This window comes from Micromonospora sp. NPDC050417 (assembly GCF_044458865.1).
In the GTDB taxonomy this organism is placed as follows: Bacteria; Actinomycetota; Actinomycetes; order Mycobacteriales; family Micromonosporaceae; genus Micromonospora_G.
Genome location: NZ_JBITIH010000009.1, coordinates 177,594 through 203,163 on the forward strand (window position 1 = coordinate 177,594; position 25,570 = coordinate 203,163).

16 protein-coding genes are annotated in these 25,570 nt (G+C 71.0%); 5 read left to right on the top strand and 11 right to left on the bottom strand.

Annotation, left to right across the window (positions count from 1 at the left end):
- Window positions 1-54: 54 nt before the first annotated feature.
- Together ACIBF5_RS14350 and ACIBF5_RS14355 are read left to right on the top strand one after the other, a co-directional pair.
- Complete coding sequence (locus ACIBF5_RS14350; protein ID WP_396811581.1) at window positions 55-1,875, top strand: dolichyl-phosphate-mannose--protein mannosyltransferase; 1,821 nt, start codon at window positions 55-57, stop codon at window positions 1,873-1,875.
- Window positions 1,876-2,024: 149 nt separating this feature from the next.
- On the top strand, window positions 2,025-2,615 hold the full coding sequence (locus ACIBF5_RS14355) for a GNAT family N-acetyltransferase (RefSeq protein WP_396811583.1): 591 nt from the start codon (window positions 2,025-2,027) through the stop codon (window positions 2,613-2,615).
- Window positions 2,616-2,654: 39 nt separating this feature from the next.
- On the opposite strand, the gene ACIBF5_RS14360 is transcribed toward ACIBF5_RS14355, so the two are convergent.
- Complete coding sequence (locus ACIBF5_RS14360) at window positions 2,655-3,911, bottom strand: DUF418 domain-containing protein (protein WP_396811584.1); 1,257 nt, start codon at window positions 3,909-3,911, stop codon at window positions 2,655-2,657.
- 108 nt (window positions 3,912-4,019) lie between these two features.
- Here ACIBF5_RS14360 and ACIBF5_RS14365 point away from each other — a divergent pair, with 108 nt between their 5' ends.
- Window positions 4,020-4,766: a TetR/AcrR family transcriptional regulator gene (locus ACIBF5_RS14365; protein ID WP_396811586.1), complete on the top strand. Its 747-nt coding sequence runs from the start codon at window positions 4,020-4,022 to the stop codon at window positions 4,764-4,766.
- Here ACIBF5_RS14365 and ACIBF5_RS14370 read toward each other — a convergent pair.
- Together ACIBF5_RS14370 and ACIBF5_RS14375 are read right to left on the bottom strand one after the other, a co-directional pair.
- Window positions 4,763-5,884, bottom strand: a complete 1,122-nt coding sequence (locus tag ACIBF5_RS14370) for a glycosyltransferase (RefSeq protein ID WP_396811588.1) — start codon at window positions 5,882-5,884, stop codon at window positions 4,763-4,765. The two genes, ACIBF5_RS14365 and ACIBF5_RS14370, sit on opposite strands and share 4 nt — an antisense overlap.
- 98 nt (window positions 5,885-5,982) lie before the next feature.
- Window positions 5,983-6,381, bottom strand: a complete 399-nt coding sequence (locus ACIBF5_RS14375) for a hypothetical protein (RefSeq protein WP_396811590.1) — start codon at window positions 6,379-6,381, stop codon at window positions 5,983-5,985.
- An 800-nt stretch (window positions 6,382-7,181) separates the two neighbouring features.
- Here ACIBF5_RS14375 and treS point away from each other — a divergent pair.
- Window positions 7,182-9,014: a maltose alpha-D-glucosyltransferase gene (gene treS / locus ACIBF5_RS14380; RefSeq protein ID WP_396811592.1), complete on the top strand. Its 1,833-nt coding sequence runs from the start codon at window positions 7,182-7,184 to the stop codon at window positions 9,012-9,014.
- A gap of 155 nt (window positions 9,015-9,169) precedes the next feature.
- Window positions 9,170-9,826: an HNH endonuclease family protein gene (locus ACIBF5_RS14385; RefSeq protein ID WP_396811594.1), complete on the top strand. Its 657-nt coding sequence runs from the start codon at window positions 9,170-9,172 to the stop codon at window positions 9,824-9,826.
- Between the two features lie 89 nt (window positions 9,827-9,915).
- Here the strand turns inward: ACIBF5_RS14385 and ACIBF5_RS14390 are convergent, their stop codons facing one another.
- The 8 genes from ACIBF5_RS14390 to ACIBF5_RS14425 form a co-directional block, all read right to left on the bottom strand.
- Window positions 9,916-11,685 (bottom strand): NACHT domain-containing protein, encoded by a 1,770-nt coding sequence (locus ACIBF5_RS14390; RefSeq protein ID WP_396811596.1) that lies wholly within the window; start codon window positions 11,683-11,685, stop codon window positions 9,916-9,918.
- Window positions 11,649-13,238, bottom strand: coding sequence for a VWA domain-containing protein (locus ACIBF5_RS14395; RefSeq protein WP_396811598.1), 1,590 nt, complete (start codon window positions 13,236-13,238; stop codon window positions 11,649-11,651). Before ACIBF5_RS14395 ends, ACIBF5_RS14390 begins: the two co-directional genes overlap by 37 nt.
- A gap of 97 nt (window positions 13,239-13,335) precedes the next feature.
- The gene (locus ACIBF5_RS14400) at window positions 13,336-15,918 is read right to left on the bottom strand and encodes a tetratricopeptide repeat protein (protein WP_396811599.1); all 2,583 of its coding nucleotides are present in this window, start codon (window positions 15,916-15,918) and stop codon (window positions 13,336-13,338) included.
- Window positions 15,915-17,252 (bottom strand): hypothetical protein, encoded by a 1,338-nt coding sequence (locus ACIBF5_RS14405; RefSeq protein ID WP_396811600.1) that lies wholly within the window; start codon window positions 17,250-17,252, stop codon window positions 15,915-15,917. Before ACIBF5_RS14405 ends, ACIBF5_RS14400 begins: the two co-directional genes overlap by 4 nt.
- 56 nt (window positions 17,253-17,308) lie before the next feature.
- Window positions 17,309-18,352, bottom strand: coding sequence for a transporter substrate-binding domain-containing protein (locus ACIBF5_RS14410; protein ID WP_396811602.1), 1,044 nt, complete (start codon window positions 18,350-18,352; stop codon window positions 17,309-17,311).
- A complete protein-coding gene (locus ACIBF5_RS14415; RefSeq protein ID WP_396811604.1) occupies window positions 18,349-19,710 on the bottom strand; it encodes a hypothetical protein in 1,362 nt (453 codons plus the stop codon). The genes ACIBF5_RS14410 and ACIBF5_RS14415 overlap by 4 nt, the downstream gene beginning before the upstream one ends.
- A 225-nt stretch (window positions 19,711-19,935) precedes the next feature.
- Entirely contained in the window at window positions 19,936-20,850 is a 915-nt protein-coding gene (locus tag ACIBF5_RS14420; RefSeq protein ID WP_396811606.1) for an NADP-dependent oxidoreductase, read from the bottom strand.
- A 238-nt stretch (window positions 20,851-21,088) separates the two neighbouring features.
- Window positions 21,089-25,465, bottom strand: coding sequence for an ExeM/NucH family extracellular endonuclease (locus ACIBF5_RS14425; protein WP_396811608.1), 4,377 nt, complete (start codon window positions 25,463-25,465; stop codon window positions 21,089-21,091).
- Between the last annotated feature and the right edge of the window lie 105 nt (window positions 25,466-25,570).

Here is a 25,570-nt window from a genome sequence, read left to right on the forward strand (position 1 = left end):
ACGTCAGGTTGGCGTAGGCCGCCACCGTCCGCTCCCGCAGCCTACGATCGCGGGGTGACCCTGGCGTCGACAGCGCATACCGCAAGCCGCGACAGCGACCGCGATCACTCGGGCGGTACGTCCACCGCACCCCCCGATGGTCCTCGTGTCGAGGCGGCGAAGACCGAGCCGACACTCCCCGGCGGACGACACCTCCCCGCCGTGCTGCGACGCCGGCTGGTCCCGATCGACAGCCGACTGGAGCCGTACTCCTGGCTCGCCACGCTGGTGGTGGTCGCGATCGCCGCCATCCTGCGACTGGTCGGGCTGAGCCACCCCAAGGGCAAGATCTTCGACGAGACCTACTACGCCAAGGACGCCTGGGGCCTGGTCAGCAAGGGCGTCGAGTGGAATTACAAGGACAACGTCCCGTCGTACGTGGTCCACCCGCCGCTGGGCAAGTGGATGATCGGGATCGGCGAGTGGGCGTTCGGCTACTACGACGTCGACGGCAACGTCGTCTCCCCCGGGCACATCGTCACCACCTCGCCCGAGTTCGGTTGGCGCTTCTCGGCGGCGATCATCGGCATCCTCTCGGTACTGCTGATGGTCCGGACCGCTCGCCGCCTCTTCGGGTCGACCGTGCTCGGCTGCGCCGCCGGCCTGCTGCTCGCCCTCGACGGGTTCCACCTGGTGCTCTCCCGCACCGCCCTGCTCGACATCTTCCTGCTCTTCTTCGTCTTCGCCGCGTTCGCCGCACTGGTCGTCGACCGGGACCACCACCGCCGCCGGTGGGTACGCGCGATCGAGGGCGGACTCGACCCGAGCCGGCGGGGTGCCGTCGGTCGACTGCCACTGCGGTTCCCCGAGAGCGTCCCGTGGTGGCGTCTGCTCGCCGCGCTGATGCTCGGCTGCGCGGTCGGCGTCAAGTGGAGCGCGCTCTACTTCATCCCGGCGTTCGCTCTGCTGGTGATCTTCTGGGAGGTCGGCGCACGCCGCTCGGCGGGCGTACGCCGCCCCTGGCTGGACACGCTGCTCGGCGAGATCGGCTGGCTGGCCCTGGCCGGGGTACTGATCGTGGGCACGTACGTCGCCACCTGGTCGGGCTGGTTCGCCACCGACCACGGCTACTTCCGGCACTGGCTGGCCGACAACGGCCACTCCGAGCCACCGATCCTCGGGGCGTTGCGGAACCTGTGGCACTACCACGTCGAGGCGTACAGGTTCCACACCGGTCTGGAGACGCCACACGTCTACCAGTCGTGGCCGTGGCAGTGGCTGCTCCTCGGCCGCCCGGTCGCGTTCTACTGGTCGTCCGACGCCGGCTGCGGCGCACCGAGCTGCGCCGCCGAGATCCTGCTGCTCGGCACCCCGATCCTCTGGTGGTCGTTCCTGCCGGCGCTCGCCGCGACCGCCTGGCTGGGCATCGCCCGCCGCGACTGGCGGGCCGGGGCGATCCTGCTCTCCGGCGCCGCCGGACTGCTCCCCTGGTTCTGGTTCGCCTTCGACGGGCGGACGATGTTCTCCTTCTACGCCGCACCCGCGCTGCCGTTCCTGATCCTCGCGGTGACGTACGTGCTCGGTGCGATCATCGGCCCACCCGGCGGCGGCAGACCGGCCCGGTCCCGGGTCCGTTCGGCGGCACCGGCCGAGGGCGACACCGGGAAGCCGACGGCCCTCACCCTCTCCGAGGAGACACTTCCGGCCGAACTGTCCGGCGAGTCGTCGGCCGAGGGCGGTGGCCTGGACCGGCGTACGGTCGGCGTCATCATCGCCGGGGCGTACGTCCTGCTGGTGGCGATCTGTTTCGCGTACTTCTATCCGGTCTTCGTCGGCCAACTGCTGCCGTACGCCGAGTGGTCCGCCCGAATGTGGCTAGGACCCCGCTGGATCTAACCCGCCCCCACCCCTCCTCGCCGATCCAGGGCAAAGCGACGTGAGTTGATCTCCGGCAGAGGCGCTTCGCCCTGGATCGACAGCGAGGGGAGGGGCGGGGACGGGACGGGTTTGTGGTGGGTAACGGGGAGAGCAGGCATGATCTCGTTGTGGCCGACGCAATCTCGTTGATCGAGAAGCCGATCCTGGTGGGTGAACGGGTGCTGCTCCGCCCCGTCGAAACCGCCGACGCACCGGGGTTGGCGGCGCTCGACCCGGAGACACTCAGACTGACCGGCAGCCACCGCACGCACAGCCTGGAGATCCTGGAACGCTGGTACGCCACCCGCGCCGGCCATGACGATCGCCTCGACCTGGCGATCGTCGACCAGGACAGCGGCGAGTGGGTGGGCGAGGTCGTGTTGTTGGACCTCGACGAGCACAACCGGTCGTGCTGGTTCCGCATCCTGTTGGCCGGTCCTCGATTCTTCGGCCGTGGGTTCGGCACCGAGGCGACCCGACTGATCTTGGCGTACGCCTTCGAGACCGTCGGTCTGCACCGGATCGAGCTTGAGGTGTACGCCTTCAACCCGCGCGCCCAGCGGGTCTACGAGAAGGTCGGCTTTGTCCACGAGGGCACCAAGCGCCAGGCTCTGCACTGGGACGGCGAGTGGATCGACGCCCACCTCATGGCACTGCTCGCCCCCGACTGGGCCGCCCACCGGGGCCACCCGACACCCCCACCCGCGCGTCGACCCTGAGGTCGGCGCGCGGGACGGGCAGGGACGTGACGCCGCGCGTCAACGCGGGTCGGGCTGGCCGGTGGTGGTCCGGACCGGTTCGACGATTTTCGCGTGCGGCTGCTCGGATGCCGGTTGGTCCGATGTCGGCGGCGCGACGAAGGCGGGGCGGCGGGCGTTGGTGAGCCAGCGCAGCCCCCACTCGACCGGGCCGTAGCGGAAACGGCGCAGCCAGAGCCCGCTCAGGCCCAGTTGAGTGGCGAAGACGACCGCGACGAAGGCGAAGAGCGCGAGCGGGGAGAGGCTGCCCGCGAGGCCGAACCCGATGCCGGTGAAGGCGATCAGACCGATCGCGGACTGACCCAGGTAGTTGGTGAGGGCCATCCGGCCGGCCGGGGCGAGCGCGCTTCGGACCGCCGCCGTACGCGGGTGGTGCATGACACGCAGCAGCGTCGCCACGTACGCGGCGGCCAGCAGCGGTGCCGTCGCCACGCTCGCCGCGACCCCGAGGGTGTTGCCGTTTCCGCCGCTGACGGTGTAGGCGATCGAACCGAGCAGCCCGACGGGGAATCCGATCCACTGGATCCGGCGCAACACCGGCTCGCCGCCGGTGATCCGGGCCAGCCACTGCCGGCGCCCCGCGACCATGCCGAGCAGGAAGAGCCCGAGCGCGGTCGGGCCCTGCAGGGTCACTGCCTGGAGTACGAGCAGCGGCAGGCCGCCGAGGTGCTCGCCGATGTTCGCACCCCAGCCGCCGAGCAGTGCCCGGGTCGCCTCCTCGCCGTTGGCCAGCGCCTCGGCCTCGCCCGGTACGAACGTCGAGCGGTCCACCAGGAACGCGCTGGCGATCAGGCTGACCAGCACGAGTGCGTAGAGGGCCCCCGCTGTCCGGATCGCCGTACGGTCCTTGATGTTGCGCAGCAGGAGCAGGACGAGACACGCCACCGCGTAGGTGGTGAGCACGTCGCCGCCGTACAGCAGGACGGTGTGCAGGGCGCCGAGGAGGAAGAGGCCACCGATGCGGCGGAGCATCCGCGCCGAGAAGGCGGCGCCGGCCCGGCTCGCCGCCTCCATCTGGAGGGTGAAGCTGTACCCGAAGAGGAACGAGAAGAGCACGTAGAACTTCATGTCGACGAAGAGGGAGGAGAACGCCCGTACGGCGTGGTCGATTCCCGAGTCGAAGTGGGGGTCGCTGACCAGGTTTCCCGGATAACCGGAGGCCATGAAGGTGACGTTGACGGCGAAGATCCCGAGGAGTGCGAACCCTCGGATCGCGTCGACGTCGAGAACACGTCTGACTGGACTCTCTGTAGCCATAGCAGTCCTCCCCGTAATCTGCGTATGCGATACAGCGTACGCGGTACAGAGTTGCCGAGATCTACAGTGAGCGCAAGACCCGCGGGTGGAGGACGAGGAGAGTTCAACGTGGCGGAACCGACGCTCCCCCCCGTGGTGGCCCGGATGTGGGGTCGCGAGACGATCGCCCGGCACGGCCCCCGACCCAGCCTTGACCTGGGCAGAATCATCGACGCCGCGATCCGGATCGCCGATCGCGACGGCCTGGAGGCCGTGAAGATGAGCAGCGTCGCCGCCGAAGTCGGGATGGCGACAATGTCCCTGTACCGCTACGTCGGCAGCAAGGACGAGCTCCTGATCGCGATGGCCGACGCCGCGACACCCGAACCACCCACGTTGGACGGACAGGGCTGGCGCGACTACCTGACCGAGTGGACCCGGGCCAACCGGGATCTCCTCCTCGAACGACCCTGGCTGCTGGGGCTCGACCAGCGCACTCCACCCACCGGTCCTCGGCTGCTGCGCTGGCTCGACCGCGCGCTCGCCGCGCTCGCCGACACCGGACTCGGCTACGGCGAACGAATCAACATCGCGACCAGCCTCACCGGCTACGCCGTCCGGCAGGCAGCCCTGGCCCACGCCCTCAACGGTGTGACCGGAACCGTCACCGGCGACGACTCGATCGCCGGGCTGGCCGACTACGGCAAGGTCCTCGGGCAGGTCCTCGATCCGGAGGGTTACCCCGAACTCACCGAGGCCGTACGCGTCGACGCCTTTGGGGCCGCCGAGGAGTGGATCGACGACGCCGACTTCACCTTCGGGCTCGACCTACTCCTCGACGGCATCGAGGCGCTCATCGCCCGCCGACACGGCTAGGCCGCAGCGGCCAGCGCGACCAGTTGCCGCAGGGCCTCCGGGGTGGAGTTCATGGTCGCCATCTCCTCCGCGACCTTCGCGGCAGCGGCGCGGTACGAGCCCTCGGCGAGGAGCTGGGCCGTGGCCGGACCGACCTCGTCGGCCCGTTCCAACCCGATCGCCGCACCGGTGGCGGTCGCGGCGGCGACGTTGCGCGGGTGATCGGCACCCTGGGGCAGCATCACCAACGGGATGCCACGGCTGAGCGTGGCGAGCATCGTTCCCGCCCCTCCGACCGTGACGACGGCATCGACGCCGTCGAGCAATTGGTCCAGCGGCACAAAGTCGACCAGGCGCACCTGCTCGGTGTCGATCGCGAGAGCGTCGCGGTCGATCTTGTCGTCGATGGTGGCGATGACGTTGACGTCGATCGACTTCAACGATTCCAGGATCGTGCCCAGCCGTTCATCGCTGTTGAAGATGGTACCGAGCGTAACCAGGACCAACGGCAGGCCCGTCCGACCGGGGAACTCGGGCACGCTCCACGAGAAGCCGGCCTGACGGTGAGGTTCCGGACGCACGGTGAGGCGGGGCGCCGGAGGCTCCCATCCGGCGGGCTGGAGCGAGAGCGGGCAGGGGTCGAGGTAGGCGACCGCTGGCCGCTGGGTGAGGCCACGCGCCTCGTAACGGGGGGCCACCTTCTCCGCCACCAACCTGACCGTCTCCGGTTCCATCCGGGGCCCGTACGCGATCCGGCTCCACGGCACGCCGAGTTGCGTGGCCAGGAGCGGGCCGACGTTGTCCGAGGTCTCGCAGACGACGAGGTCCGGCTTCCACTCCCTGGCCGCGGCGACGGCCTCGTCGATGGTCAGGTCGACCCGGGCCGCGGCGAAGAACTCGATCTGACCGGGCACGCCGTGGACGCCGAGGCGCAGCCCGCTACGGCGCTCCGCCTCGTCGACCATGGCGGGGAGGGTCGGACCGGCCGACAGGATCGGCAACTCGGAATCGACCTTGCCGACCATCTCCGGGCCGGTGACCAGCGCGACCTCGTGACCGGCACCCCGTGCCGCACGGGCCAGCGGCACCATCGGCAGGACGTGGCCGAAAAGCGCCACGGCGGAGAACAGAATGCGCACAGCAATCCCCCTGAGAGATGAGCGGGGCCTTCACGTTACAAGATCGAGAATAGGTGAGCAGGGACGCGGGTTCCACGTCCCTCATCCGGTGACCTCCCTCATCGCCCACTTCCCAGGGCGGAGACCAGCCTGTCCGGGTCGTCGACCGTGACCGTGACAGCCGGGTGGCGCAGCCAACCACCCGGGGCGAGCCCCGGCACCGGGGTGCGGAACCGGATGCAGACACCGCCGGCGCTGGTGGTACCGAAACTGGCGCCCCGATCGACCATCGACATGTGCGGCCCGAGCACCCGCCACCACCGGTACGGGCCGGTCCGCTCGGCGCCGACGATGTTCACCCGAGGGCTGTAGAGCCGCCACGGCCCGTACCGGACGGTCAGCCCGGCCACATCGACGGTGACCCTGGCGCTGTCCGGGCGGACGCCGATGAGCGACAGGGGCAGCCGGAACGGTCGCGCGAACGCGAAGCCGAACTGTTGTGCGGCCGGGTCGGTCACGACGCGCCACCGGATCGAAGGGTTCGCGGCATGCCGCCGGTCTACCCGATCGGTGCCGGTCGACACTTCCCGGCGACGACGAGTGCCCCCGGTTTCGCTCTGGCAGCGGGCGGTGCCCGGAAACCGCCCGGCCGGGTCGTCGCCGCTCGCACCGCCTCAGGGTGTCCGCCGGTAAGCCGGTACGCGCAACGCTGCTGTAGCGAAAATGACCGCGGAGAGTGATCGCCGCAGCCGCGGTGGTGGGGCCGGCGGTCACCACCCGTCGTTCGCACAGTGGCGGGCCCAGGGTGTCAGACATGACCGTCGTCGGTGTGGACGCTGCACGCACCGGACGGGCGCTCGGGGCCGTAAGCAAACGGCCTCACATAGGTGCGCGCCCCGATCGCCTGCCACGGGGGAAGCGGGCGATTGGGGCGCGCACGATGAGCTTAACCATGCCGGTTCACCGAACACAACGGGTGATGTTCAGTCAGATTTCCGACGGGTGTCCGGGTGGGCAGAAGGCGTAAATCATCTCAACCGTCATAAATGACCATGAGTCAACTCGTCCACGACAACCTCCACAGCGTACATATGCCCTGGTCGGAGGGGGTGCGAAGCGATCACCGGTCGGGTTTCCCTCGATCGTCGGATTCGCTACTGAAACATCGGCGTTACCGCTGATCGTCACCCCCGGTTGAAGCGGATGAACGGGCGGTGAACCCGCCGTCACCGGCGCCGGCGATTCCTTCCCGCGTGACCCGCGGGCACGACGGCTGCCGTACCTGCGGGCCCTCCACTTGGAACCCCGGAGGAGAACCATGTCCGATCTCGCTGAGCGCATCAACGCGCTGACGGTCCCGTCCCCGGACCAGGAACTGCTGCCCCGGCAGTTGCCCGTACCACTGGAATCGACCCCCGCGCCCCTGCGGCGTGCCCGGGAGCTGCCCGCTGAACCGCAGTGGTACCAGCGGGCCGTCTTCTACGAGATGTTCGTGCAGGCGTGCTTCGACGCCAGCGGTGACGGCTTCGGAGACCTGCCCGGCCTCACCACCAAACTCGACTATCTGAAGTGGCTCGGCGTCGACTGCCTCTGGCTGCCACCGTTCTACGACTCCCCCCGCCGCGACGGCGGCTACGACATCCGCGACTACTTCACCGTCGCGCCCGAGTTCGGCACCATCGACGACTTCGTGACGCTGATCGACGAGGCACACGCGCGCGGCATCCGGGTGATCACCGACCTGGTGCTGAACCACACCTCCGACACCCACGAGTGGTTCCAACAGTCCCGGCAGGACCCCGACGGACCGTACGGCGACTTCTACGTCTGGCGCGACACCGACACCGAGTACGCGCAGGTCCCGATCATCTTCTGCGACACCGAGCCGTCGAACTGGACCTACGACCCGGTCCGCCAGCAGTTCTACTGGCACCGGTTCTTCGCCCACCAACCGGACCTGAACTACGACAACCCGGTGGTACGCGAAACCATGTTCGACGTCGTCCGGTTCTGGCTCCAGCTCGGCATCGACGGCTTCCGGCTGGACGCGATCACGTACCTCTTCGAGCGGGAGGGCACCGACTGCGCCAACCTGCCGGAGACGCACGCCTACCTGAAACGGCTGCGCAAGATGGTCGACGAGGAGTTCCCCGGCCGGGTCCTGCTGGCCGAGGCGAACCTCTGGCCGGCCGACCTGGTCGACTACTTCGGCGACCCGGCAGTGGGCGGGGACGAGTGCCACATGGCGTTCCACTTCCCGGTGATGCCCCGGATCTTCATGGCCGTACGCCGCGAGTCCCGCTTCCCGATCTCCGAGATCATCGCCCAGACGCCGCAGATCCCGCAGGGCTGCCAGTGGGGCACCTTCCTACGCAACCACGACGAACTGACCCTGGAGATGGTCACCGACGAAGAACGCGACTACCTCTACAACGAATACGCCAAGGACCCCCGGATGCGGGTGAACGTCGGCATCCGGCGCCGCCTGGCCCCGCTGGTCAACAACGACCGCAACCAGATCGAACTCTTCACCTCGCTGCTGCTCTCGCTGCCCGGCTCACCGGTGCTCTACTACGGAGACGAGATCGGCATGGGAGACAACGTGTGGCTCGGCGACCGCAACGGGGTCCGTACCCCGATGCAATGGTCCCCGGACCGCAACGGCGGCTTCTCCAGCGCCGACCCCGGCGCGCTCTACCTGCCGGTGAACCAGGGCCCGGTCTACGGCTACCAGGCCGTCAACGTGGAACGGCAACTCGAACAACCGGCGTCGCTGTTGCAGTGGACCCGACAGATGATCGCCGTACGCAAACAGCACCCGGCGCTCGCCCTCGGCTCCTTCCGCGACCTCGGCGGCAAGAACGGGACGGTGCTCGCCTTCCTGCGCGAGTACGACGGGCCCGACGGGCACGAAGTGGTGCTCTGCGTACACAACCTGTCCCGCCATCCGCAGCCGGCGCAGCTCCCACTGGGCAGCCGCTTCATCGGTCACCTGCCGGTCGAGCTGACCGGGCAGACACCGTTCCCGCTGATCGGTGCCCGCCCCTACCAGCTCACCCTGCCCGGCTACGGCTCGTTCTGGTTCCAGCTCACCGCCAGGACACCGGCACCGAGGACGTCGCCGACGGACGACCTGATCGCCGCCGGCTGACGCAGGACCGGTCCCCCGGCTACCGGGTCGACGGGACCGAGGACGGAAACAGGGTGGAAATTTAACCATCGTTCATGCGCGGACGAGGCCGTACGACAATTGGCTCCGTCTATATGGGGGACAGGCAGAGAGCCTGCCAACCGGATGGAGTCGTGATGACCCGTACCCCCACGCGCTGGGCCACCACCCTGCTGGCCACCGCCACCCTCGCCGTCCTCGGTCTCGCCAACCCGGCCCAGGCCGCAACCGTCTCCCAGCCGCTCCGCACCATGATCGCCAACCTGCCGGTCGCCACCGAAATCCGGACCGGCTACAACCGCGACCTCTTCCCGCACTGGGTCGACGCCGACGGCGACGGCTGCAACACCCGGTACGAGGTACTGATCGCAGAAGCCACCACCAACCCGTCGGTCGGCTCCGGCTGCACGCTCACCGGCGGACGCTGGTTCTCGTACTACGACGGGGCCTACTGGACCAACCCCGCCGACCTGGACATCGACCACGTGGTCGCGCTCGCCGAGGCGTGGGACTCCGGCGCCCGCTCGTGGACCACCTCCCGGCGGCAGTCGTACGCCAACGACATGGGCGACGTACGGGCACTGATCGCGGTGACCGACAACGTCAACCAGGCCAAGGGTGACCAGGACCCGACCACCTGGGTACCGAGCCGTGAGGTCTGCCGCTACATCGGCGAATGGGTGGCGGTGAAGACCCGCTGGCGGCTCACTGTCGACACCGCCGAGAAGAACGCCCTCACCAGCCGGGCCGCCTCCTGCTCGAACATCACCCTCACGGTCACCCACGCCTTCTGAGCCACCGGCTCCGCGGTCGGTACGGGACCGGTGTGACCACACCGGCCCCGTACCGCGCCCGGACGCCCCGGCGGCGCCCGCACCCCGGCTCAGTCAGGAATCGACTGACGTAGGGACGGCACCGCGACGAACGTGTTCGCGGCCCGCCGCACCTGGCGCGGCCAGCGCGGGTCGGCGGCGATGCCGAAGACCGCCCGCCGGATCGCCGGTGCCTTCGCCAGTTCCGCCAGCACCGAAAGGCACTCGCCAGCCAGCGACACCTCGCCGGCCTGCCAGAGCCGCAGCAGAGCGGCCAGGATCATGTCCCGGACCTCCACCGACATCGGAATCCCGGCACCGACCAGGTGGCCTGCGGCCAGGACCTGCGGCCCCGTCCCGCCCGCCAGCCGGGTCAACGCCGACTCCGTCGCCCGACCCGCGCGGGCCAGCACGAACGCGCCCTTCCCCCGGGTCGACGGATCGGCCATCAGCTCCAGCCACCGTGCCTCCTGCCACTCCCGCGCCACCGGGCCGGCCGCCAGGTACTCCGCGACCGCCCGGGTCAGCGGCTCGACATCGGCTCCCCGGGGCAGGAACAGACCGGTGGCGAGCAGCAACGCGCGGACCCGGCCAGGCCAGTCGCGCAACAACCCACCGGGGGCAACCGGGGCGTACGTGTTGGTCCAGTCGACCGCGGCCGTCACCGCACCACCGTCACGCAACCAGCCCGCCGCAGCGGCCTCGCACGCCCCCTCGATCCGCTCGTCCAGCCAGGCCGCCACCTCGGTACCCGCGACACCCCGACGGCCCAACACCGCCGCCACCTCGTCCATCACCGCCGCGCCGCTCTCGATCAGGTGCGGCACGAACCGGTCGAGCAGTTCCGGCGGCCCGGGCGGCAACGTACCCGGCCGCCGTTCCCAGCTCAGCGCCGCGAGCGTGACCAGCAGCGGGTTGCCGGTCAACCCGTCCAGCTCGACCCGGGCCAGATCCACCCGAAACCGGTCGGAGTCCCGGTTCGCCCGCTCCGGATCGGGCACCCGGTCCCGGAACCACCGCTCAGCGAAGATCGACAGGTCGTCCGCCTCGAACGGCAGCAGGTGGTGCTCGGCGAAGTACGTCCGCAACGCCGTCGCCTCCTCCGCCGCCAACGGGCGCGTGGTCACCATCAGTCGGTACGGGTGGTCGACCCGGGCCGCCCACTCCCGCAACTGGCCCAGCACCCGCGACCGGGTGTTCGGGTCGCTGATCCGGTCCACCCCGTCGACGAGCACCAGCCACCGTCCATGCCGACCCGGTGGCTGACCGGTCGAGACCGCCGGCACCCCGAACCGGTACGCCTCGGCGAGCGCCTCCGGTAACGACCGGTCGACCAGCACGGTCGCCGGCAGGGCCAGCCCGACCTCCTCGGGCACCCCGCCCCGGCCCCGCACGGTCCCGCTGAAGCTCCGGGCGAGTTCGCGGACCGCGTGCCCGACGAAGGTGGTCTTGCCGCTGCCGGCCGCCCCGACCAGCAGCAGGTGGGAGTCGGTGCGGAGCAGGCGGTCAGCGTCGAACGCCTCGACCGGTCCGATCGGACCGGTCCCCGGCACCACCCGTTGCCGCACGTAGATCGCGGAGAGGGCGGCAACCGAACCGTCCAGAAACTGGTACGCGTGCGCCGGTACGGTGTCCCGCTGGGCGGCGACGAGGGCGCGTACCGAATCGACGGTCTCCGCCCGGCCCGGCCGGCGGCGCTGCCACGCGGCGCTCCCCCCGACCATCGCCAGTACGGCAACCGTGCCGACGACGATCGACACGATGTTGTCGAACCGCTCCACCCATTCGAAGAGGTCCACCCCGATCAGCCGGCCCGGCTCGCCTGGAAGTCGTACCGGCACCGCTCGCAGAAGCGGCCCCGTCGCCGGGTCTGGCACTCGGGGCACTCGTCCAGCAGCGGGACCGGCGCCGGTTCGCCACCCCGCTCGGCGGCGGCGGCCTGCTTCGGCACCAGATCGGCGCCGGTCCCGGTGGCGTTCTGACTGTTCAGGACGCTGACGCCGGTGGATCCGGCGGTGCCCCAGGAGCGGGTGTGGTGGCCGGTCACGGTCGGCACCTGCCAATGCCCGGGGTCGACATCGGAGCGGAGCCGCACCCGGCCCGTACCAGCGTCCTCGATCTCCACCACCCGGCCGAAGACCGCCAGCTTGTCGTGGGCGCCGGCCGCGTACGCCAACGACACCGCCCGCCCCATCAGCGACTCGGCGTCGGCCAACCGGCGCTCGTCGAACGCCTCCCACGCGGTGCGGATCGCCACCGCCAACTCCTGCTGCCGGGTGTAGTGGGCCACCGTCGGGTTGATCCCGGTGTAGCGGGCGATGTCCTCGGTCCACTCGACCGCGATCGCGGTCTGCCCGACCTCGGCCGTCCGGTCCCCGTCCACCCGGCCCGGCTCGTCCGCCGTCCCCGTCGCGGCGGCGGCCGGTGCCTCGTCCGCCAGTGGCACCAGCAGGCTCAACCAGGCGACCCGCCGGGTCTCGTTGGCCGCCATCGGCTGCACCGCCAGCCCCACGTGATAGTCCCGGTGCCCCTCACCCCAAGCCCCGATCGGATAGTCGGTGGTCTGGGCGTCGACCGGTTGCGCCAGCTCCGCGAGGTCGGCGATGGTCGGGTAGACCTGCTTGACGAACCGGACCGAGGCCAGTGCCGAGGTACGCACCCGCAGCCGTACGTCAGCGGTCCGCTGACCGAGCGCAGCCGTGATCAACTGGGTGAACTCGGCCGAGAGCCGGTCCGGGTCCTCCACCGGCACCACCGGGTTGGCACCGAGGGCATCGGCGATCCTGATCAGCTCGGTGCCCCGCCAGGCGTGCACCCCCGGCCGCTCGGCGATCGCCCGGCAGTCCACCGTGTACCGGCCGGCGCACTCGGCGAGCACCACATCCAACTCGCTGACCAGCTCACTCTCGTTACGGCCGTCGGTGAGCAGGATCGCGTGCCGTACGCTCCCCGGCGCCTCCTCGAAGAGTCGCGCCGCCAGGCGCAACCAGTGACTCATCGCGGTACCGCCGCCGGCACTGGTTCGGCGCAATGCCTCCTTGGCCGCCGCCCGGCTGGTGTCGCTGGCCACCATCAACCGGACCGAGCCCGGGTAGATCATCTCCGCGCTGTGCGTGCCCGCCACCACCGCGAACCGGACCCCGTCCGGCAGGGCCTCGATCGCCGCGACCGCCGCCCGCCGGGCCTGGATCAACTTGCTGGTCGGCGAGCCCATCGAGCCGGAGCAGTCGAGGAGGATCACCTCGGCCAGGTGCGGCGCCGGCGCGCCGGACCCCGCCTCGCCGACCGTCGCGCCGGTCGACCGGACCGTGGCGACGACGTCGACCAGGGTCCCCTCGGTCGGCAGGTACATCTCGTAGTGCGTGGTGATGTCGAAACTCGGACCAGCGCTCACCGGCGCACCTCCCCGGATCGAGACGAGCAGAGACGACGTCGGCGGGAGTGCGGCGGCCGGGACCGCCGCGCAGGGCGGGTGACGGCAGCCCGGCCGGTCACAGCCACGTCCACGGTCGTACCCGGTTGGCCCGGTCGACCAGGGCGACCCGCTCCTGGCGACGTACGCTCTGCCGGGCCAACGAGCGGTAGACCTCGGCCAGCCGCTCCCGCAGCCGGTCCTCGACCAGTGGCACGTCGAAGACCATGCCGGCGACGCCACCCTGCTGCGGGATCATCCAGGCCAGCGCCACCTCCAGCACCTCGGCGGTGAGGCTGTCCCGGGCCGCCCCGGTCAATTCCAACGCCTTCACCGTCGCGGCGGCGTCGACCAGTTCGTCCGCCTCCGGCCGGTCCGGACGTACCCCGCCGAGCAGTGCGCGGACCTTGGCGATCTGCGCGGGGAGCCGGTGACTGGCCGTCTCCGGCACCTGGTCGAGCGCGGTCGCCGCGCCCCGCCGGTCTCCCTGGCGCAGCCGGGTACGGGCCAACCCGAAGAGGGCGCTGAGCGACGAACGCTCGGTGGCCCAGACCGCGGCGTAGTGCCGTTCCGCGGTGACGAGGTCGCCGTCGAGTTCACTGGCGACGGCGTACCCGAGCCGGGAGACCAACTCACCGGGGAGTCGCCGGTAGACGGTGTCGAAGTGCTCCCGGGCCGGGCCGATCTCGCCGGCCGCGAGAGCGACCAGGCCCCGGTGCCAGTCCAATCGCCAGTCGTCGACCGGCGCACCGGGCTGGGCGGCGAGTTCGGTGAGCGTGTCGGCGGCCAGTTCCGGCTGGCCGGCGTCGAGGTGGGCCCGGGTCAGCCGGAGCAGGACGTCCCGGCTGCGCTCCGGCGCCCGCCCGAGTAGTGCGATCAACTCGGCCGGCTGGAGCGCGCCGATCGAGCCGAGGAACCCGGCTCCGGGGTCGGCGAGGTCCATCAACGGCGCCGGGAGCGCGGTCGCGACGGTCGCCGCCGGCAACGGCGTACGGAGGTCGTCGTACGCGCCGAACGGGCGGGGCGCGAGTCCGAAGAGTGTCGACGCCTCCGGGGTCACCTCCTGGCCCTGCTCGGCGAGGACCTGCCGCAGCACCCCGCGCACCTGCGCGTACATCTCGGCGGCGGAACCGAACCGGCGTTCCGGCTCCGGGTCGGTGGCACGCAGCAGCAGCCGGCGGTACGACTCGTGCTGCTCCAGCAGTTGCGGCACGGTTTCCGGCTGCCGGCCGTCGGGGAAGCGGCTGAGGTACTGGCTGGTGTTGGCGGCGAGGCTGAGCGCACCCATGGTGCGCCCGACCGTGTAGAGGTCGGACCGGACCGAGGCGGCTCGCGCACCGTGGCGGTGGACCTCGGGCGCCTCGAAACCACGGGTGCCGAGCAGCGGGCTGTCCAGATCGCCGGCCCGTCTGGCGGCACCGAGGTCGAGCAGCTTGAGCCGGTTGCCGACGTGCATGACGTTGTCCGGCTTCAGGTCGCAGTAGAGCCAGTCCTGGTCGTGCAGGTGGTCGAAGGCGTCCAGGATCGCCAGCCCGTACGCGAGCACCTGCGGCAGTGGCAACGGCCCGGGCACGCCCCAGCCGGAGGGGCGGGGTCGCATCTCGTCGAGGGACTGCCCGCCGACGAACTCCATCACGATGTAGGGCGTACCGTCGCCCGCCTCCGGCGGCACGAAGTCGTAGATCTTGACGATGTTCGGGTGGTCCAGGGCGATCAGTGCCCGCCGTTCCCCGACAAACGCCTCGGCAGCGGTCGAGTCCTCTGCCGCCCGCTGGCGCTTGAGCACCCGCCAACTGCCGTCCATGTCCTCGTCACGGGCGGCGAAGATCCAGCCCATGCCGCCGTACCCGACGCAGCCCTTGATCCGGTACCGCTGCTTGATCACGTCCCCGTCGTGCAGCGGCGGGACAAACGAGAAAGGCGTGCCACAGTACGGGCAGAAGCCGGTGGTGAGGCCGGTCTCGCTGCCGTCGGTACGTCCCACCGGCCGGCGGCAGGATGACCGGGCGCAGATCCGCGCGTGCTCGGGCACCGCATGGTCCGCCCGGATCGCCGCGAGCGGGTCACGGGGCGGCACCACCGGCATCTCGACCAGGCCGAACCAACGCCGGGTCCCGCCACCGCCACCCGGCGACGGGTTACCCCCACCGGACCGACCGCCGACTCCGCCGGAACCGCCGAGCCCCGCACCGGAACCGCCGAACCCTCCGCCCGAGCCGCCGGCCCCTCCGCCCGAACCACTGATGCCTCCACCCGGGCCGCCGCCGAAACCCGGGTCGCTGATGCCTCCACCCGGGCCACCACCGAAACCCGGGTCGCTGATGCCACCACCCGGGCCGCCACCGGAACCCGCGAGACCCCCACCCGAACCGACCACGCCGGCACCGGAGCCGACTCCGGCCGAACCGGCGCCCCAGCCGGCGCCACCGGACCACCCGGGCCCGGCGCTCCCCCCACTGGTCGTCGCCCCCGCACCGGACCGGCCGCCGGGTGCCGCCGGGTCACCGGTACCGGCCGGACCACCGGCGCCAGACGAGCCGGCCGACTGGCCGTCCACACCAGACCGCTCACCGGACTGCCCCAGGCACCGGTGCCCCCACCTGAGACAGAAGCCGTCCAGGTCCACGTTGCCCGGGCAGTCACGGGCGAGACAGCCGTTCACGCCTGGCCCTCCTCGTTCACCGCGTACATGTAGCGGGTGACCGCGGAATCGGCAGCCTCGGCGTCAAACGGCTCCGCCCGTAGCTGACGCCGGGCCTCGTTGTACAGATCGGTCAGGCGCAGATCCTCGGAACGCCCCAGACTGAACGCCTTGCGCTGGAACGCGTCCAACCGGCCACGCAACTCGACCCGAAGCTCACGCAGCCGTTGCCGGTGCAACCCGGCCGCGTCCCTGGCCCGCACCGCTCGCTCCGCCGCCGCGGTCACCGCCGCACCAATCTCGGCCGGCTCCGCCTCCTCGTCGACCGCGTCCCACCACTGGCCATGGCGGCAGCGGCGCTCGACCGCGCGCAGCCGCACCCGCAGCGCCCCGGCCTGCGGCACCGGTGCGCCAAACTCGGCCGCGTCCGCCGCCGCCCCGGACTCGGCCCCCGCCGGTTCCGTGCCGACACGCGGACCCGGGATCGCGGCCAGGCCACGCCACGCGTACCGGGCCTCGGTCTCGTCCGCGTCCAACCGCCCGATGAGTAGCCGCAACTCGTCCACCAGGCTCGGCAACCGGACCCTCAGCTCCTCGGCCCGTCCGAGCCGTACGCCAAGGTCGGCGACCTGCGCGGCGAGGCGCTCCCGGGCCGCCCGCCAGGTCACCCCGTCGGCGGCACCGAGCGGATCGCGCTCGGCGACCCGGCGCAGCGTGTCGAACTCCGCCTCCACGCCGGTGAGCACATCCTCCGGCACGGCCACCGCCACCGCCCGGGTACGCAGCTCGGCGAACCGCCGGGCGAGCGGATCGAGCTGCCCGACCACCACCGTACGGGCGGACGCCACCGCCTCGGCCACGGCGACGATCGCCGCGTGGTGCTCACCGGCCCGCTTGATCACCTCGGGCAGCGGCGACCTCACCACCTCGACCGGCGCCCCGGTGGCCCCGGTCAGCACCACCTCACACGGCCCGTGCAGCAGGGCGGCCAACTCGGCGGCACCGTTCGGGGCGGTCAGATCCGGCGCCAGGACACCGTCCGGTCCCGCTCCCGAACCAGCCGGCACCGGTGCACCGGGCTGGCGGCGGCGCAGCAGCTCCGCCCGGTCGAGCACCTGCTGCGCGGCGGCGAGTTGGGCGGCCAGTTCGCCGATCCGCCACTGGACGTCCTGCCAGGCACGGGCGGTCGCCCCGGCCGTCTCCTGACGGTCGGAGTGCGGGAAGCCGTCCGGGGCGTCCCGGATCATCAACGCTCCGGAGAGCCGGGCGCACTCGGCCGCCAGTCGGCGCAGCTCCGCCTCCGGATCGCCGGCACCACCCTGCTGGTGCTGCGTCAACGGCTGGTGCCGCAACACCGGCGGACGTCGGGCCGCTGGGGGTCGCGCTGCGCGCGGTTCTGGCATCGCCGCCCTCACATGCCCGGGGGCCAGAACAGGTTCGGACCGTAGCGGGCCGGCGGAGGCCCGGCGTCCGGGTGTTCCGGCAACCACTTCTGGTGCATCTGCGCCCATCTGCCGTCCCGTCGGAGCTGTTCCAGCACGTGGTTCACGAACCGGAGCAGGGCGATGTCGTCCTGCCGGGTGGCGATCGCGTGCGGCTCGTCGCTGAACCAGGTGCACGCGGACTTCGGCTCGACGTGCCAGTCGCAGGAGGTGTCACCCGACGGACGCCACCCGGGCGGCTGGGTGACGAGCCTGGTGCTCGGATCGAGGTCACGGAGACCCAGCAGCACGTTGTGGTCGGTCGAGATCGCCTCGACCTGACGTTGTTGCAACATGACCAGGCAGTCTGTCCAGTTCGGCACCGACACCGGGATCGGCTTCTCCGGGCGGTCCCGGGTGTGCTGGAGTGAGGTGGTGCCGGTCGCCGCACAGACCGTCCTGCCTCCCAGGTCCCCGATCCCCTGGTAGGGCGAGTCACCCCGGACCAGCACCGTCTGCCCCGAGTCGAGGTAGTCGGTGGAGAAGGCCACCTCCGTCGCCCGGGCGCAGGTGGCGGTCATCGAGTCGGCGACGATGTCGACCGTGTCGTCCCGCAGCCGCGCCTGCCGCTCCGCCGAGGTGACGACGACGAAGCGGAGCGTCTGCTTCGGGTCCTTGCCCGGAAAGAGGGCCTTGGCGATCTCGTAGAGCAGGTCGATGTCGAAACCATGGAACTCGCCGGTGGCCGGGTGGCGGTAGGTCATCCGGGTCATGGTCTGGTCCACCCCGGCCCGGATGTATCCCTGCGTCACGTACTTGCTTGGTGCGATGTCCAGCGGCGCGACGCTCCGGCGCGCGTCACACTCCGGCGCGTTGACCGGGCTCGGGGTCGGTGCCGGATTCTGTGCCCCGGCCGGGCGCGGCGGAACCACCGTCGGCGGTTGGTAGCTGTTCGTGCAGCCGCTCCCCGCGAGCAGCAGCACCACGGCGAGTACGGCGGTGGCGCGGCGCCGCGCGGCAGAGGTCGACGTCACTGGTACTCCCTCACCCGTACCCCGATGCCGACCAGCACCCCCGCGCTCGCCAGGAGGCAGAGCAGCAGGGTGACCACGCCCATCGAGGCCGGTGCCGGTGGGGTGGCGGTCAGCTCGCGGAAGATGTCCCGGTCGAGCATGGTGATCTCGTTCGTCAGCTCGGTGTCGTAACGCCCGAACGCGGTGGCGACCTCGCCGCCGGGCAGCGCCGCACCGACCGCCGCCGGGTGCGCGCCGAGCCGTTCGTTCTCCTCGACATACCGCCGGTGGGCGTTGCACCAGGCACCGACCAGGGCACGCATCTGATCGGTGAACGGCTCCTGCGACTGTCCGCAACGGGCGTCCCGCTCGAACCGATCGTTCAGCGCGTCCATGCCGTACTGGCTGCTGTTGCCGCCGAGCCGCAGGTAGATGTCCGCGCGGGCCTGAAGTGCGTCGCGTTGGATCTCGATCAGGTCGCGGTGCCGTTCGAACTGGCGGCCGGCCACGGTCAGGCCCTTCTCCGCCTGTGGCCAGTGCCGCCAGGAGACGACCAGCCAACCGGTGGTGGCGACCATGGCGACGGTGGCCAGCACCAACCCGGGGTTGACCCGACGCTTTGTCCGCCGGCGCAGGTAACGCTGGCTCCACCAGAGTGCGACCAGGGTGAGCAGGGTGATCCCGATCGATCCGAACAGCGCCAGTTGGCCGCCGCGTCGGGCTTCCCGCAGTCGGGTGGTCTCGTCCTCCCAGAGTTGCTGCGCGGCCGGGAGCAGCACACTGCGCAGATATCCGGAAGCTTCCCGCAGGTACGCCGAGCCGAGCAGCGCGTCGGTCGGCTTCTGCGCCGGGTCCGCGCCCAGCGTCTGGGCATGCTGTACGAGGTCGGCGTAGACCGTCAACTGGTTCGCCACCCGTGCCAGACCGGCGGCACGGGCCGGATCACCACCGGTGAGTCCGGCTGACTCGCCGAGTAGCCGGCGTACCTCACCGAGCGCCTGCTCGTACCTCTCGTTGAGCTGGTCCCGCTGTCCCGACTCGGGCGAGGCGAGGAAGCGCCCGGTCGCCGCGGCGTCCGCCTCGGCCAGCCAGCGGTGCATGCCCTGTGCGTTGCCGCTCATCTGGGCGGCGCTGGTGACCATGACCCGTCCCGCGTCGACCGCCGCCCGCGCGGCCAGCCCGGCGATCGCGGCGGTCAGCCCGAACAGGAGCACGAGCATCACCCCGACCAGGACGAACCGGTTGGGGGTCGGCACCAGCAGGCTGCGCAGCCACCGACGACGTACGCCCCGGCGGCGCCCGCCGTTGCGCGGGCGGCGTGGGGTCCGGGCGGTCTCGGGCTCGGTCGGCGCTCCCCGGTCCAGTTCGGTCAGTGCCACCCTCACCACCCCTCCACCCATCGACCGGGCGGGTAGATCGTGACCCGCCCCACATCCGCACGCAATGCTACTGACGCCATGCGACACGTGATGCCCCCGCGACGGGGGAAGGAAGGGCCCCTTGTTATCTGATTTGGTAGAGGAAGGGACCCTTCCTAACCCGCCGGCACGGGCGCGCGCGGTGCGGGTGCGCGGTGCGGGTGAGGTGCAGTGCGGTGCGGGGGGTCAGGCGGGGAGGAGGATGAGCTTTCCTCGGATGTGACCCGCCTGGCTGATCCGGTGGGCGTCGGCAGCCCGCTCCAGCGGGAAGGTCTCCGCCACCGGGAGGGTGAAACTGTCCTGTTCGACCAGTCGGGCGACCTGGTCCAGGGCGGGGAACGGGTTCTTGCTCCGGCCGCTGCTGAAACGTACGCCGTACTTCTGCGCATCGGGATCCGCGATGGTGATCACGTTGTCGGTGCCGTGGGCCAACTCGATCAGGTCCGGCAGACCGCCCTTGCCGGCCACGTCGAAGGCCCGGTCCACCCCCGCCGAGGCGATCTCGCGTACCCGCTCGACCAGGCCCTCGCCGTAGCTGACCGGGGCCACCCCGAGCGAGCGGAGAAAGTCGTGGTTGGGCTCGCTGGCGGTGCCGATCACGGTCGCGCCACGGAACCGGGCGAGCTGGACCGCGGCCAGTCCGACGCCGCCGGCCGCCCCGTTGACCAGCACGGTCTGTCCATCGGTGACGCCGAGTTGGTCCAACGCACGCGCGGCGGTCTCCGCCGCCGTCGGCAACGCCGCCGCCTCCGGCCACGGCAGGGCGGGCGGCTTCTGCGCGAACTGGTCCTGGGCCAGTACGGCGTACTCGGCGTACGCCGCGCCGACGGTGAAGCCGAAGATCTCGTCCCCGACCGAGAAGCCGGTGATCCCGTCGCCGATCTCGTCGACGACACCGGAGACCTCACCGCCGGGGATGTACGGGAAGTCGACCGGCAGGAACTCCCGCATCGCGCCGCTGCGGACCTTCCACTCCCACGGGTTGACGCCGATCGCCCGTACCGTCACCCGGATCTGGCCCGCCCCGGCGTGCGGCTCGGCAACCTCGGCTATTCGCAGCACGTCCGGCTCGCCGTACTCGGTGAACTGCACAGCCTTCACGTCGGAACCCCCTCGTCGCACGCCTGCGGGTCCAGGGCGCCGGACCCACTTGATCCTCCCCCGAAATCGCGGAGTTAATCCGCTATCGCGAGCTGACACACAGCGGGAATACGTGGGCCGGACGGAACCACGACACCCCCGCCGGGCTACACCGTCCGGGGGCCGGAAAAGGGCCGGTCCGGGGCCACCCGCGAGGGTGACCCCGGACCGGGGTGTGGCAACCGCTGCGTACGTCAGCTCAGAGCCGCGCGCACTGTCCGCTCGCCGGACCGCGTACGGTGTTCGGCCGGCCGTCGTTGCCCGGCGCGGGCGTGTTGCCCGAGCAGGAGAGGGGACCGTTGACCGTGTTCGCCGCCACCAGCACCGGCTGGCTGCCGGAGTTGCCGGTCACGGTGACCGGGCCGGCGACGGTGAGCGTGTCGAGGCGTACCCCTGCGGTGTTGTTGGTGGCGGAGACCGGGCCGCTGATCCGGCCGGACTCGACCAGCACCGCACCGGTCGCACCGGTGACGGTGACCGGACCGGAGACGGTGGTGCCGGTGAGGGTGAACAGCACCGGGCGGGTCGCGGTGACCGGACCGGAGATGGTGCTGCCGGTGCTGATCAGCGACGCGCCGGGGGCGACCGTGACCGGCCCCGAGATGGTCGCCTTGTCCAGGCAGGTCAGGCCGGCGGTGACGGTCAGCGGCTTGCTGTAGCGACCGGTGATCGTCATGGTGCACTGTGGGCCGGGCTGGCCGACCGCCGAACGCGGCTGCGGGTCGGCGGTCACCGGCGAGTTCGCGCCGAGGTGGTCGGTCAGCATGGTCAGGTCGTTGTCACCGGTGGTGGCCGGGTTGGCGCCACCGCCGAGGGTGGTGAAGTTGTCCCCACCGGCGGCGAGGAACGAGTTCACCGTGACCCGGTACGTCGCGGTCGGGTTGATCGCCACGCCGTTGAGCTTCATCGACGTGATCCGCGAGCCCTGGGCGGCGTCCGGCAGGTAGGTGTAGCTGAAGCCCTTCGAGACGCCCAGCCAGAGCACCGGCCGGGAGGCGCCCGCCGGCTGCCACTGCTGCTCCAGAGCCTGCTTGATCTCGGCACCGGTGTAGCTCTTGGTCACCACGTCGTTCGAGAACGGCTGCACCGAGAAGGCGTCGGCGTAGGTGACCGTGCCGTTGGTGCCGTAGAGCAGGTCGGCGCGGAGTCCGCCCGGGTTCATGAACGCGATCTGCGCCCCTCCCCGGCCGGGTGCCGAGGTACCGGCGAGTTGCACGTCGGCGATGAAGTTGCCGAGCACCGACTCGATGCCCCGGTTCTCCTGGCCGTTGGTGTAACCGCGCTTGATGTCGGCGGTGATCTTGCCGAGTTCACGCTTGCCCAACTCGGCCGCGTTCGCCTTCGCCGTGGCGACGATCGCCGCGACCGCCGGGTCCTGCGGGGCGCCGACGACGTCGAGCAGCGCCGCGTCGGCGGCGGTGACCGACTTCGTGGCCGGGTCGTAGGTCAACGTGACCTTGCCCAGCTTCTGGCCGTAGTCCTCGGCCTGCACCACCGGGCGCAGCTTGTCGGTGCCGGGAACCGGGACCTCGAAGGCGTACGGCTGGTGGGTGTGGCCGCTGAGGATGACGTCGATCGTGGCGTTCGCGCGGGTGTACTTCCCGAAGACCGGGTCGTTCGCCAGCTCGGCCGCGGAGTCGATGTTCTCGGTGGCCGCGCCCTCGTGGGCGAGGAGCACCACCACGTCGGCTTCACCGTTGGCCGGGTTGCCGTCCTTGAGTTCACCGGCGACGGTGTTCGCCTCGGCGACCGCGTCACGGAAGGTCAGGCCGGCGATGCCGTCCGGGCTGACCAGGTTGGCGGTCTGCTCGGTGACCACACCGACGAAGCCGACCTTGACCCCGCCGACGGTGCTGACCGAGTAGGCCGGCAGTACCCGCTCGTTGCCCCGGTAGACGTTCGCACCGAGCAGCGGGAAGTTGGCCCGGTCGGTCACCCGGCCGGTCAGGTCCGCGAAGCCCTTGTCGAACTCGTGGTTGCCGACCGCCGAGGCGGCCAGTCCCATCTGGTTCAGCGCGTCGATCGTCGGGTTGTCCCCGTCGATCGCCGAGATGAAGGTCGAGGCGCCGATGTTGTCTCCGGCGGAGACGAACGCGGTGTTGGGGTTCTCCGCCCGGAGCTGGTTGACCAGCCCGGCGAGCTGCGCCGCACCGCCGACCGGCTGACCGTTCACGGTCGCCGGAGACTCCAGCCGGCCATGGAAGTCGTTGATGTTCAACAACTGGAGGTCGACCGGGGTGGCGGTGGTACGCAGACCGACCACCAGCGGGTTGTGGTCGCTGGCCCGGTACGGGTTCGGCGCGAAGAACGCCGGGTGGCCGTCGTACTGGAAGGCGAACGACTCGTGCGAGTTGATCTGCCACACGTCGGTGGCGGTGACCCGGGCGGCCAGCGACGGGGAGGCGATGGCGTGGTCCAGTGACCCGGACTCGCCACCGAAGACGTAGCTCGCCTCGCCGCTGGTGTTCAGGTCGACGTACTGCTTGTCGTAGAGGACCTGCATCGGGTCTTCGTGGGTGTAGGCGTTGAAGTCGCCGAGCAGCAGTACGTCGTCGCTGCCGCTGTCGGCCTTCAACTGGTCCACGAAGGTGGCCAGTGCCCGCGCCTGGCGGACCCGGTCACCGTTGAACGCGCCCTGGCCGTCGCCGGTGTCGGCGTTGTCGCCGGTCGCCGCGTCCGAGGTGCTCTTGGACTTGAGGTGGTTGGCGACCACGGTGAAGGTGACCGCGCCGGAGGTGAAGCTCTGCGCGATCGGCTCGCGCGCGTTGAACCAGACGCTCTCGTCGTTGACCGAGCGGGACTCGCCCTTGAGCGTGACCTTCGCCGGCTTGAAGATGATCGCGGTGGTGATGAAGTCCTGCTGGGCGGCGGGCGGCAACTGCGTCGGCGTACGGACGTAGTCCCAGGTGCCCGCGCCGGCAGCGGTGTTCAGGGCGGCGACCAGCCGCTTGAGCGCCTGCTGCGGGTCGGCGGCGTTGAACCGTACCGAGTTCTCGATCTCCTCCAGTGCGACCACGTCGGCGCCGAGCGCGTTGATCGCCGAAACGATCTTCGCCTCCTGCTTCGCCAGGCCGGCCTCGTCGTCGGCACCGCGCGCCTCGCCACCGAAGTGGACAAAGTAGTTCAGCACGTTGAAGCTCGCCAGGCGGAGGTCTCCGCCGACGTTCTCCGGTGCCGCCGTACGCGGGTTGGTCGACGTGAAGGTGGTGCGACCGGCGGGCGGGGTGGCCGCGCTGACCGGGGTGGTCGGCTGGAGCCGCCACTCGTTGAAGCCGTACGAGAGCACCGTCGGGCCGAACGCCTCGACCCGGTCACCGACCCGCAGTGGGCTGGCCGGCGAGAAGTACGGCGGCAGGGTGTTGTCGGTGGAGAGGTTGGTGGTCCGACCGTCGTCGACCAGCAGCCGGGCGAGCTTGTTCGCGGCGGCGGCCTGCTGGGCCTCGGGGCTGCCGGGGCGGGCCAGGTCGGTCGGGATGACCGCGGCGTGCTCACCGGCGGCGAGCACGACCTCGCCGTACCGGTTGGTGTTGTAGACCTCGGAGACCGTGTACGGGCCGACCGGGGCGACCAGCATCGACTCGGCCGACTCGCGGCCGGCGGGGTCGAGCGGCAGGCTGAGCGCGACCGGGGTCGGCAGTGCCACGCCCTGCTCGCAGACCTGCACGTCGGCCTTGGCGCCGATGCTGACCTGGGTGAGCCCGTTGAACTCGCTGGCCGTACCGCTGACCCGGACCCGGTCGCCGACGGCGACCGACGGGTGGTTGGCGGCGTTGGTGGTGAGGTAGACGAAGATGCCGTCGGAGGCGGTGCCGGCGGCCGGCGCGCGTCCGCCGCTGCCCGCGGTCTGCACCGAGATGCCGTTGTAGCCGCCGCTGCGGTAGTCGCCGGTCACCACACCCTCGACGGTGACCCGGGTGCCGGCGAGCGGGGTCGCGTCGCCGGTGCCCTGGACCTGGGCGATGGTGTGGGTGACAGCGACGGTGCAGCCGATCGGATCGGGATCGGGATCGGGGTCCGGGTCGCCGCCACCGTTGCGTACGCCGAAGGTGTTCGGGGCCGCGTCCCGCCAGCTTCCGCCGATCTTCTGCAGGGACGAGCCGACCGGGCTGCTGGAGCCTTCGGCGACGCCGATGTCGGTGCCGGGGAGACCGTTCGCGGGGCCACCGACGGCGGTGAAGGTGCCCTCGTAGGTGAGGTACTCGGCGACCGTGCCACCGGGGGCGACGAGTGCGATTCCGTCCGGGGAGCCGTTCTGGATGCCGTCGACCGGGTAGGTCGCGACCACCACGCCGGCGACCGGGACGGTGCCGCTGAGCGTGCGAGTGTTGTAAACGGCGCCGTTGTTGCCGTTGTAGAGGACGATCTGCCAGCCGGCCAGGTCGAACCCGGCCGGGGCCTCGATCTCGATCGCCTCACCGGAGTCGGTGCCGGCGTTGTCGTAGTGGATCTCGCTGACGAAGGGGTTCGCCGTGGGTTCGGCGGCGACCGCGGCGGTGCCGCTGGCAAGGCCGAGCGCTCCGCTGGTGAGGATCACGCCCAACGCGTTCAGTGAACGCGTGCGTCTGGTCCGGCGCATCAAACTGAGCCTCCGTAAAGGGGGATAGACGCACCGGAGCCTATGCGGAAACGGTGTCGTTGCATGAACTGCCGGGTGTACGGAACGCGGTAAATTTTTCAGCCT

Bases quoted from the DNA above. Each gene is read 5' to 3' on its own strand.
- ACIBF5_RS14360 (WP_396811584.1), bottom strand. From the start codon at position 3,911: ATGGCTACAGAGAGTCCAGTCAGACGTGTTCTCGACGTCGACGCGATC.
- treS (WP_396811592.1), top strand. From the start codon at position 7,182: ATGTCCGATCTCGCTGAGCGCATCAACGCGCTGACGGTCCCGTCCCCG.
- ACIBF5_RS14385 (WP_396811594.1), top strand. From the start codon at position 9,170: ATGACCCGTACCCCCACGCGCTGGGCCACCACCCTGCTGGCCACCGCC.
- ACIBF5_RS14425 (WP_396811608.1), bottom strand. From the start codon at position 25,465: ATGCGCCGGACCAGACGCACGCGTTCACTGAACGCGTTGGGCGTGATC.